The 10,025-nt window shown below is 57.4% G+C and carries 9 protein-coding genes; 6 read left to right on the top strand and 3 right to left on the bottom strand.

The genetic code is table 11. The features are described 5' to 3' along the window. Positions 1-289 precede the first annotated feature (289 nt). Positions 290-538, bottom strand: coding sequence for a hypothetical protein (locus ABF824_RS14060; RefSeq protein WP_415489633.1), 249 nt, complete (start codon positions 536-538; stop codon positions 290-292). Positions 539-714: 176 nt separating this feature from the next. Here ABF824_RS14060 and ABF824_RS14055 point away from each other — a divergent pair, with 176 nt between their 5' ends. Then, on the top strand, positions 715-1,413 hold the full coding sequence (locus ABF824_RS14055) for a Smr/MutS family protein (RefSeq protein ID WP_415489632.1): 699 nt from the start codon (positions 715-717) through the stop codon (positions 1,411-1,413). A 6-nt stretch (positions 1,414-1,419) separates the two neighbouring features. Here ABF824_RS14055 and ABF824_RS14050 read toward each other — a convergent pair whose 3' ends face one another. Continuing rightward, entirely contained in the window at positions 1,420-2,163 is a 744-nt protein-coding gene (locus ABF824_RS14050; protein ID WP_415489631.1) for a DNA/RNA non-specific endonuclease, read from the bottom strand. A 29-nt stretch (positions 2,164-2,192) separates the two neighbouring features. Then, complete coding sequence (locus ABF824_RS14045) at positions 2,193-3,692, bottom strand: helix-turn-helix domain-containing protein (RefSeq protein WP_415489630.1); 1,500 nt, start codon at positions 3,690-3,692, stop codon at positions 2,193-2,195. Between the two features lie 113 nt (positions 3,693-3,805). On the opposite strand from ABF824_RS14045, the gene ABF824_RS14040 reads away from it, so the two are divergent. From ABF824_RS14040 to ABF824_RS14020, 5 genes are all read left to right on the top strand, one after another. After that, positions 3,806-5,392 (top strand): MmgE/PrpD family protein, encoded by a 1,587-nt coding sequence (locus ABF824_RS14040; RefSeq protein ID WP_415489629.1) that lies wholly within the window; start codon positions 3,806-3,808, stop codon positions 5,390-5,392. Continuing rightward, on the top strand, positions 5,389-6,558 hold the full coding sequence (gene prpC, locus ABF824_RS14035; protein WP_415489628.1) for a 2-methylcitrate synthase: 1,170 nt from the start codon (positions 5,389-5,391) through the stop codon (positions 6,556-6,558). Before ABF824_RS14040 ends, prpC begins: the two co-directional genes overlap by 4 nt. Beyond that, the gene (prpB, locus tag ABF824_RS14030) at positions 6,555-7,469 is read left to right on the top strand and encodes a methylisocitrate lyase (RefSeq protein ID WP_415489627.1); all 915 of its coding nucleotides are present in this window, start codon (positions 6,555-6,557) and stop codon (positions 7,467-7,469) included. Before prpC ends, prpB begins: the two co-directional genes overlap by 4 nt. Positions 7,470-7,570: 101 nt before the next feature. Beyond that, positions 7,571-9,538, top strand: a complete 1,968-nt coding sequence (gene acs / locus ABF824_RS14025) for an acetate--CoA ligase (protein WP_415489626.1) — start codon at positions 7,571-7,573, stop codon at positions 9,536-9,538. A gap of 110 nt (positions 9,539-9,648) precedes the next feature. Beyond that, positions 9,649-9,909 carry a hypothetical protein gene (locus ABF824_RS14020; RefSeq protein ID WP_415489625.1) on the top strand — a complete coding sequence of 87 codons (261 nt, stop codon included), beginning with the start codon at positions 9,649-9,651 and terminating at the stop codon, positions 9,907-9,909. The last annotated feature ends 116 nt before the right edge of the window (positions 9,910-10,025 follow it).

The following is a 10,025-nucleotide window of genomic DNA, read 5'->3' as shown; positions in this document are numbered from 1 at the left end:
CAACCGGTCCTGGCGGCAACTGGGGCGATGGTCCCGGCGGATCGCGCTCCAGATACTGACCTTTGCACAAGACTACCGGAAACGCGGAGAAGTCATTCTTCGCGTTTTTCATGTGTGAAATTATGATCGGAAGCAGGCGCACCACAGGCGCCACTTATAGCTAGAATGCGCTTCGAAAGCGTAGACTGCTGGTCAGGCCAGAACGGGTTTCCGTCTGCCTGAAAAAATGATGCTGGAGCCCGAGGATAACCATCTGCTGGACCTTATGGCCCAGCAGATTGCCTCTATCTCAGGCTTCTTCTTCATCCTCGTCGTCTTCGCCATCATCTTCGATGACAACTGCGACTGTGATTTCAGAAGCCTCGTCTGCTGCCTGAAGCGTCTCTGCCGTTTTTTCAGCCAGTTCTTCATCTTCGTACAGCGTGGCTTCGTTGGGATCGTCAACCCATTCGTTTTCCGGATCCCAGAAGGAGAGCTCGCCGTTCTCCGCCTCGCGCTGGATCAGAAAACCGACAATGACTTCCTCGTCGTCGTTCATGCTGTGCCCTTTCCTTGCTGCACCAGCGCAGCCATGACACGTCAGGGGCAGGAGTGTAAGGGGGAATCTCGTCTAACGGGATGACATTTTCACTTCATTTCCGGGCAAACCTTTCTCCGTGGGAGAATTGCAGCTTGCAGCCCCTCTGTCGGCAAGCAATGTATGAAGGAACGGACATGAATATCGGGAGCCTGACGGTGCGCCGACGACGGGGAATCAATGACGAGGAACGAACGCTCTGGTCGAATTTCGTCCGGGGCGTGACGCCGCTTGCCCGGTCGGGACAGCCAACAGTGCCCCTCTCCTCCCCCCGTCATAAAGAAGCTGGGCAGGCTGCACGGCAAAACGCAGAAAGCCTCAAGGAAGTAACGCCAGCCCCTCCATCAGACCCTGCCACCTACCCGGCGCAATCCCTGCTTCTGCATCAGACGCGCTCCATGGCCTTCATGACACCCGGAGAACTGGCTGTTGCGGCACATTTGCGCGGGAAGATTTCGCGGAAAAAACATACTGTGCATCCGGCCCCTATCGGCACCCGTCAGGCTGGACTGGATACAGGAAGCTGGAACCGTCTTTCCCGTGGACACACCCTGCCCGAACGGAAGCTCGACCTGCACGGTATGACGGCGCAAGCAGCCTTTCTGCGCCTCTACGAATTTCTTTCCGCCGCCTATCGCGCGGATATCCGTTGTGTCGAGATCGTCACAGGTCTGGGTTCCGGCCCTGAAGGCGGGGTTCTCAAGCGGGAACTTCCCTTCTGGCTGGATCGCGATGATCTGCGTGGCATGGTTCTTGCGGTGACCCACAGCCACGCTGCAAATCATGGCGCTGTCCGTCTGCTTCTGAAAAAACGGCGTCACAAGAAGCGTCGGTAAGCGCCTTTATCTGACAAGAGTTTTCTCAAGTTTTGTGTTCCTGCTTTTCTCTTCAGGCGACAGGGCAGGAAATGGATCGATGCCTGTCACGCGCTCCAGAGAGTCCAGTCCGACCGTATTGCAGCGATATGGCGTGGTGTTCTTACAAACAACGACGGCAACCGTTTTCATTTGCGGCACATAGACCGCCTTCCACAGAGAGGATGGCACGCGGACATGATCGGGACCGATTGTGCCCAGTGATTCACGAAAGCCCGGTCCTGTTACAACGTAAATATCGCCCTGATGGAACGCCAGACTTCTCACATTGGCTTCCAGATGGTTCCACGCCCCCGAATTGAGTTTCGCGGCTTGCGGCACCATGTTGGAGAAAAGAAACGTTTCCTCGCGGGCTGCACGGTTGGGAGCATCGCCGGAAGGCGCCAAGTGGCCACGAGACCAGCCGGACCGCTTGTAATCATAGGGTTCCGAACGCTGCCCGTAAGGAAGGCGGAGATCTTCCTGAAAATGCCCCCGTCCCTGCAAGCGTTGAGCGCTCTGAATGTTCGCCGAGGTCAGATGCTCGGCACTCCACAATGCTTCACGATCTGTCGGAGAATACCCGACCGCATAACTGAACGAACAAAGCTTTATCAACGCAACTTTCGAAGAGGGCTCCGTGCCTCCAGTATAATGCCCGGCACAGTCAGCCCATGCAGGAACGGAAAAAAGCGCCAGTGCGACAAAAGCAATCAATCTGATCTGAAACATGGCGCTTGATAACAAAGAGTTATGAAAACTCAATGCTCTCCTTGCGGAACCATGTGATACGGAACGACTCCCCTCTCCTCTCCTCCGGCATCGATCTGGAAACCTGCTGCAGGTACCGCACGATGACGGCAATCCGTACGGATGCAGGCACGACAACCGGGACCGATGGGGATTGTGGTGCGATCATCTGAAAGGTCGAGCCCTGCCGCGTAAACAAGTTCAGGCGCATGAGCGATCGAACATCCTAAAACCACGGCGACACGACGGGGACGATCGAAATACGAGGTTCCCACATGACCGACTGTTCGCGCCACATTCAGAAACACTGCATCGTCTGTCGTACGCGAAACCTGCACCTGCAATTCGCCCGGCGTGGAGAAAGCGCGGAATACGTTCCACAGCGAACAGAGCCCCCCGAAGCGTGGGAGACTAAATCGTGTCGCGCTGTAACTTTTCAGAATATTTCCAGCAATATCCGTTTTAATGAAATAAAATGGAATTCCTTCATGCCCCGGCCTCTGCAACGTGGAAAGCCGGTGACAGACCTGCTCGAAACTCACTCCAAACTGACGCTGCAACTGATCGAGATCGTGCTGTTTCGTGCGCGCGGCCTGACGGAAACGCGTGTAGGGCAACAACAACGCCCCGGCGAAGTAATTGCTCATTCCCACATGCGCCAGATCGCGGGCATCGGGCGTCGCAAGGCCAGAGCGCTTGACCGCCCGGTCCAGCAGGCGTCCGTAACTCAATCGCCCCACAACCTGCGCCATGCAGAATACACTGCTTTCGGAAGGCACGCCATCGGCCAGCAGCAACCGCCGCCCACGCTTATCGAAACGCCACAGCATGGCGCGGCTGCCCAGCGATTCATCCGTCACAATACGGACGCCCAGATGATCGCGCAGATAACGCGACAGGTTGGCTGCCAGAATGCCTTCCGAAAACGCCGCCGTTTCGTAAAGATCTTCGGCAGCACGATCAATTTCGTCGAAATAGTTCCGCTCCCGCTGAACCCAGTCTCCAACGGCTTCATAGGGAGAAATCATCGGCATGCGTTCAGTGCCATCAGCCACCCGTGCGCCGGCGGTGTCGATCTGCGGTCCCGACAGGCCCTCAATCGCGCCAGAAGGCATCCGGTCTGCCGCTACATGCTCGCGACTGAGCCCGCGATAAGCGCGATAGAGTGTCGCGAAACGATCAGCCAGCCCCGGAGCGGAGCGCACGGCTGCCTGAAGTTCGGCTGGTCGCAGGGAGGCGGACTTGAAAAGAGGATCGCCCAGAATTTCACGCAACGCCTGAATCTGCCGGATTTCGTCACTGTCCCCGAAATACGCCGCAGACACACCGAACAGACTGCAAAGTTTTAACATAAGAGGTGGTGGAACGGGGCGCTGGTCGTTTTCGATCTGGTTGAGATAGCTCGGGGACAACCCAAGATCGCGGGCAAGATCCTGCTGTGTTTTTCTGATTCTACCACGCAACTCCCGAATCCGTGATCCGGCGAAGACTTTGTTTGCCCGTTTCGTCATCTTCGCACCCTTCGCAAAAACCGGCTGGCAGATGGCCTCAATTCACCTCGTTCACTATAGCCGAATTTTGCAACTTCACCATACTCGGTCTTGTTTCAGTCAACGAGGTTGCCATGCACACCTACGACATCAAGGTTCATCCCGAGAAAGACCGCCTGCCCCGCGAGAAGCAGCTCGCATGGCATATCGCCGAAGTGGCGGCCGATCCGGTGGAAATCGAAGCCCCCGTCACCGAGATGATCATCAACCGCGTCATCGATAACGCGTCGGTTGCCATCGCGTCGGTCAATCGCCACTCCGTCATGAGCGCACGGACTGAGGCGCTGGCTCATCAGCGTCCGGGTGGCGCGACCGTTTTCGGCTGTGGGCCGGACGTTCGTGTCCACGCCGAGTGGGCCGCCTGGGCCAACGGGACCGCCGTCCGCGAACTCGACTTCCATGACACGTTTCTGGCGGCTGAATATTCGCATCCCGGTGACAATATTCCCGGTATCCTCGCTGTGGCGCAGCAGTGTCAGCGTTCCGGCAAGGATCTGATCCGCGGCATCGCCACGGGCTACGAAATCCAGATCGACCTTGTGCGCGGCATCTGCCTGCACAAGCACAAGATCGACCATGTGGCGCATCTTGGTCCGTCCGTAGCGGCTGGCATCGGCACCCTGCTCGGTCTGCCGACGGAGACGATCTATCAGTCGATCCAGCACGCGCTGCACGTGACCACCGCCACGCGCCAGAGCCGCAAGGGCGAGATTTCCTCCTGGAAAGCCTATGCGCCGTCCCATGCGGGCAAGATGGCGGTTGAATCCGTCGATCGCGCCATGCTGGGCGAGACGTCTCCAAGCCCGATCTATGAGGGCGAGGACGGGTTTATCGCGTGGATGCTGGACGGCAAGGATGCGCAATATATCGTCCGTTTGCCGGAACAGGGTGAAGCCAAGCGAGCGATCCTCGACAGCTACACGAAAGAACACTCCGCCGAGTATCAGAGTCAGGCCCTCATCGACCTTGCCTTCAAGCTGGGCAAACAGGTGAAGAACTGGGACGACGTGAAGGATGTTCTGATCGAGACCAGCCATCACACGCATTACGTGATCGGCACCGGCTCGAACGATCCGCAGAAATTCGAGCCGAAAGCCTCGCGCGAAACGCTCGATCATTCGATCATGTATATCGTCGCGGTCGCCCTGCAGGATGGCTCGTGGCACCACGTCCACTCCTATTCGCCGGAACGCGCCAACCGCGCCGATACTGTGCGTCTGTGGCAGAAGATTCACACGATCGAGCGTCCGGAATGGACGGAGCGCTACCACTCCATCGATCCGAACGTGAAAGCTTTCGGTGGGCGCATCACCATCACGATGAATGATGGGTCCGTCATCTCCGATGAACTGGCGGTCGCCAATGCGCATCCGCTCGGGGCCACACCGTGGACGCGTCCGGACTATATCAAAAAGTTCCGCACGCTGACTGACGGCATCATCACGCTGCAGGAAACTGACCGGTTCCTTGAAGTCGCCCAGCGCCTGCCGGAGCTATCCGCGAAAGAGCTTTGCGAACTGGAAATCATCCTTCCGACGGGTGAACTCAAAACCAACCACCGCACAGGCATTTTCGGCTTCGGACAGCAGACGACGCAGGACCGCAGTCCGGTTCAGACAGTTCGCAAGGAAGCAACCAAGAAAGAGGAGCTGCAGACATGACGCAAACCTCTCAGGACAAACGTCCCAAAAAATCGGTCGCCCTGTCCGGTGTGACCGCAGGCACGACGGCGCTCTGCACCGTCGGCCACAGCGGCAACGACCTGCATTACCGTGGTTACGACATCAAGGATCTCGCGGAGCATTGTGAATATGAGGAGGTGGCTCACCTCCTCATTCACGGCCACCTGCCCGATCCGGCTGAACTGGCGGAATACAAGGAATATCTGCGTTCCATGCGTGGGTTGCCGGAGCAGGTGAAGCGTGTGCTGGAACAGATTCCAGCTGCCACGCACCCGATGGATGTCATGCGCACCGGTCTCTCCACGCTCGGCTGCGTGCTGCCGGAACGACGCGACCAGAACCCTGTCGGGGCACGGGAGATCGCTGATCGTTGCGTCGCCTCGCTCGGCTCGATCCTGCTCTACTGGTATCATTACGCCACCAATGGACGCCGGATCGAAGTCGAGACGGATGATGACAGTGTTGGCGGTCACTTCCTGCATCTCCTGCACGGCAAGCAGCCTTCGGCGGACTGGGTGAAAGCGATGCATGTCTCGCTCATTCTCTACGCGGAGCATGAGTTCAACGCATCGACATTCACCTGCCGCGTCATCGCAGGCACCGGGTCCGACATGTATTCGGCTCTATGCGGGGGCATCGGCGCCCTGCGTGGCCCGAAACATGGTGGCGCGAACGAGGTCGCTCTCGAAATCCAGCAGCGTTACCTTTCGCCGGATGCGGCAGAAGCCGACATTCGCAAGCGCATCGAAAACCGTGAAGTGGTCATCGGCTTCGGGCACCCGGTTTATACAATCGCTGACCCCCGCAATGAGATCATCAAGCGCACAGCTTACGATCTGTCGCGCAAGAACGGCTCGATGCGGCTTTACAACGTGGCCGAACGGATCGAGACCGTGATGGCCGAAACCAAGAAGATGTTCCCCAATCTCGATTGGTTCAGCGCCGTTTCTTACAACATGATGCGCATCCCGACCGCGATGTTCACGCCAATTTTCGTCATCGCCCGCTCTGCCGGGTGGAGCGCGCATGTCATCGAACAGCGTGAGAACGGCAAGATCATTCGGCCGTCGGCTGAATATGTCGGCCCTGAAGACCGGGATTTCGTGCACATCCATCAGAGAAGCAATCTGGAGAAAGCAGCATGACTTATCTTGTGGGTTCCGAAAACCCGAAAGAGTCGGCCGGTGTCCGCTTCCGTAAACTGCTGAGTTCTCCGGGCATTCTCCGACTTCCGGGAGCGCATAATGGACAGGCGGCGCTCCAGGCGAAGGATGCGGGCTTTGATGCTCTCTATCTTTCCGGTGCGGCGATGACAGCCAGCATGGGACTGCCTGACCTTGGCATCATCACGATCGATCAGGTGGAATTCTTCATCCGGCAGATCGTGCGGTCATCCGGTCTGCCGCTTCTTGTCGATGGAGACACTGGATACGGCGAAACGCTGAACGTGATGAACATGGTTCGGACGTTCGAGGAAGCCGGTGCCGGAGCCGTTCATCTGGAAGACCAGCTTCTGCCGAAGAAGTGCGGTCATCTGAATGACAAGAAGCTCGCCTCCGTCAACGAGATGACGATGAAAGTCGACGCTGCCCGCCGTGCAGCACGTGACATCGTCATTGTGGCGCGGACAGACGCCGCCGCCAGCGAAGGCATTGATGGCGCTGTCGGCCGTGCGCAGAAATATATTGACGCCGGTGCCGATGCGATATTCCCTGAAGCCCTGACGACCGCAGACATGTTCCGTGAGTTCGCCAGACGCATGCCAGGCGTGAAACTGCTGGCGAACATGACCGAATTCGGACGCACACCGTTCTTCACGGCAAAAGAGTTCGAGGAAATGGGTTACAGCATGATCATCTGGCCAGTGAGTTCGCTGCGCGTGGCCAACAAGGCTCAGGCCGACCTGTATGAAACGCTGCAACGCGACGACAGCACCGAAGCAATGCTGCCACGCATGCAGACGCGGGAAGAACTCTACAAAACACTTCGCTACCACGAATATGAGTCTCTTGACCGCAGTATTGTGGAAACGGTCCTCCCAACTGTGGACCACTGAGTTCCGCCCCGAGCCGGAACGACCTGACAACAACAAGAACGCCAGCACAGGCCATAATATCACGGGCGATCCTCTGGTCGCCCGACACCAATTCAGGAGAAATGCCGGTGTCCACAACGATCCAGCCAGACACAGCCATTTGGGGAATTGACAAGGTCGACCCGGCCACTGCGGCGCAGATCGACACCATGCGGAGGGAAGTTGACGCTGATCCGGACAGTTTCTGGCTGGAACAGGCCCAACGTCTCGACTGGACGAAGTTTCCCACAGTCGGCAACCGCTCGACATTCGAAGGCGATGTGGACATCCGGTGGTATGAGGATGGTCAGCTCAATGTTTCCGTCAACTGCCTTGACCGTCATTTGCGTGACCGGGGCGATCAGGTTGCAGTGATCTGGCAGGGCAATGATCCGGGCGTGTCGCGCGAAGTCACGTTTCGCCAGTTACATTCCGAGGTCTGCCGGGTCGCCAACGCCCTGAAAAGCCTTGGTATCAAACGGGGCGATCGGGTTGCCATTCATCTGCCCATGACGGTTGAAGTCGTGGCCTGCATGCTGGCCTGCGCACGCATTGGCGCGGTGCATGTGGTGCTTTTCGGCGGTTTTTCTCCCGAAGGGATCGGCGAACGTCTGATCGACTCCGGTGCGGTCGCGGTCATCACCTGCGATGCCGCAAAACGTGGCGCGAAGACCATTCCGCACAAGACCACTATTGACGCAGCGCTCAAGCACACCGGCTCCATTGGTTCGGTAAAAAACGTCATCGTCGTGAATGTCAGCGATACGGACGTGCCCATGACTCCGGGACGTGATCATGACTACCAGACCCTGATAACGCCTCAATCGGATGTGTGTGAGCCGGAGATCATGAATGCGGAAGACCTGTTCTTCCTGCTCTACACGTCCGGCAGCACTGGCAAACCGAAAGCGATTGCCCATACCACCGGGGGGTATCTCGTGTGGGCGGCCTATACGGTGGACCTCACTTTTCCCGCCGAACCGGGCACGACACATTGGTGCACCGCTGACGTCGCATGGATCACCGGCCATACCTTTGTCGTCTATGGACCACTCGCCAACGGCACGACCACACTCCTGTTCGAAGGCCTGATGAGCTGGCCTCAAGCTGGTCGCTGGTGGGAAATCATTGACCGTTTCAACGTATCCAGTTTCTTCACGGCTCCCACCGCCATCCGTGCCCTGATGCGGGATGGAGAAGACCTGCCTCGTCAATACTCCCTCGCCTCGCTCCGCCGCCTTGCTTCTGCTGGCGAACCGATCAGCCCGGATGCGTGGCTCTGGTATTACGAAGTCATCGGGCAGAAGCGCTGCCCGGTTCTGGACATGTGGTGGCAGACCGAAACCGCCGGACCGATGCTCAGCGCCATTGCGGGCGCCCAGCCGCTGAAGCCCGGTTGGGCAACCACGGGCATTCCCGGCATCTATCCCACCATCACCAATGAAAAAGGTGAGGCAATTCCCGGCAATGGCGAGGCTGAGGGGCCATTGTGTTTCAATACATCCTGGCCCGGTCAGGCCCGCACCATATGGGGTGATCACAAACGGTTCCGTGAGACGTATTTCACCTTCAGCACAGGGAAATATTTCTCGGGTGACGGCGCTCGTCGGGATGCAGCGGGCTATCTGATGATTACGGGACGCATGGACGATGTGATCAATGTTTCCGGGCATCGTATCGGAACGGCTGAGATCGAGGATGCCGTGGCAACCGATCATTCCGTAGCGGAAGCCGCCGCTGTCGGGATCAACCATGACCTGAAAGGACAGGGAATTGTCGTGTTCGCCGTGGCCCGCAGTAACAAGGTCGCGCCGTCTGAAGCCCATCTGGCGAAGACCATTAGCGAGCGCGTAGGCCGATATGCGGCTCCCGAAAAGATCTATCTGGTCGACGAACTGCCCAAGACGCGTTCGGGCAAGATTGTCCGGCGGCTACTGCGGAAGATCGCTTCCAATGAAACGGACAGTCTAGGCGATCTGTCCTCTCTTGCCGATCCATCAGTCGTGGATACGCTAATTCGACAGATCAATGAACAGGCCTGTCTGGCCTGATCAACACGATGAACCGTCACTTAGCGTTTCTATTCGTTACGTGGCGGTTCACGCCTGATTAAGTATTCGCGCCTCAAAATATGTGTGCCCAACAATAGGGAGCACAGCTTATGTCGGGATCAATCGGCTCTATTTCCGGAGCTTCATCCGTCTCGAGTCTGTTCAGCGCGGACTCAACATCTTCAACCAGCAGCACGTCTTCGACGTCTTCATCATCCTCGGCTGATACAACGACGGAAACGGTGAATGCTGATGGCAGCATCACCATTATCGTCAAGGACGCCAGTGGAAATGTTGTGTCCGAAACAACTGAAAAGGCTTCTTCCAGCAGTGCATCTTCTGATGACGGAAGTCTCGACACATTTGCCTGACAGTCCTCTCAGGTTGTTACACGCAGAAAGCCGTCCGGTTATATTCGGACGGCTTTCTTGTTTCTGATTGTAGACTTCATCTCAGCCAACCAATACTATTATTAACAGCGCAATGT

The organism is Acetobacter sp. (assembly GCF_047721705.1).
In the GTDB taxonomy this organism is placed as follows: domain Bacteria; phylum Pseudomonadota; class Alphaproteobacteria; order Acetobacterales; family Acetobacteraceae; genus Acetobacter.
The sequence above is the reverse complement of the archived record's forward strand: the minus strand, read 5'-3'. Positions and strand labels throughout refer to the sequence as shown.

Excerpts from the sequence above, each read along its gene's own strand:
- ABF824_RS14060 (WP_415489633.1), bottom strand. The coding sequence starts at position 538 with ATGAACGACGACGAGGAAGTCATTGTCGGTTTTCTGATCCAGCGCGAG.
- ABF824_RS14055 (WP_415489632.1), top strand. The coding sequence starts at position 715 with ATGAATATCGGGAGCCTGACGGTGCGCCGACGACGGGGAATCAATGAC.
- ABF824_RS14050 (WP_415489631.1), bottom strand. The coding sequence starts at position 2,163 with ATGTTTCAGATCAGATTGATTGCTTTTGTCGCACTGGCGCTTTTTTCC.
- ABF824_RS14045 (WP_415489630.1), bottom strand. The coding sequence starts at position 3,692 with ATGACGAAACGGGCAAACAAAGTCTTCGCCGGATCACGGATTCGGGAG.
- ABF824_RS14040 (WP_415489629.1), top strand. The coding sequence starts at position 3,806 with ATGCACACCTACGACATCAAGGTTCATCCCGAGAAAGACCGCCTGCCC.
- prpC (WP_415489628.1), top strand. The coding sequence starts at position 5,389 with ATGACGCAAACCTCTCAGGACAAACGTCCCAAAAAATCGGTCGCCCTG.
- prpB (WP_415489627.1), top strand. The coding sequence starts at position 6,555 with ATGACTTATCTTGTGGGTTCCGAAAACCCGAAAGAGTCGGCCGGTGTC.
- acs (WP_415489626.1), top strand. The coding sequence starts at position 7,571 with ATGCCGGTGTCCACAACGATCCAGCCAGACACAGCCATTTGGGGAATT.
- ABF824_RS14020 (WP_415489625.1), top strand. The coding sequence starts at position 9,649 with ATGTCGGGATCAATCGGCTCTATTTCCGGAGCTTCATCCGTCTCGAGT.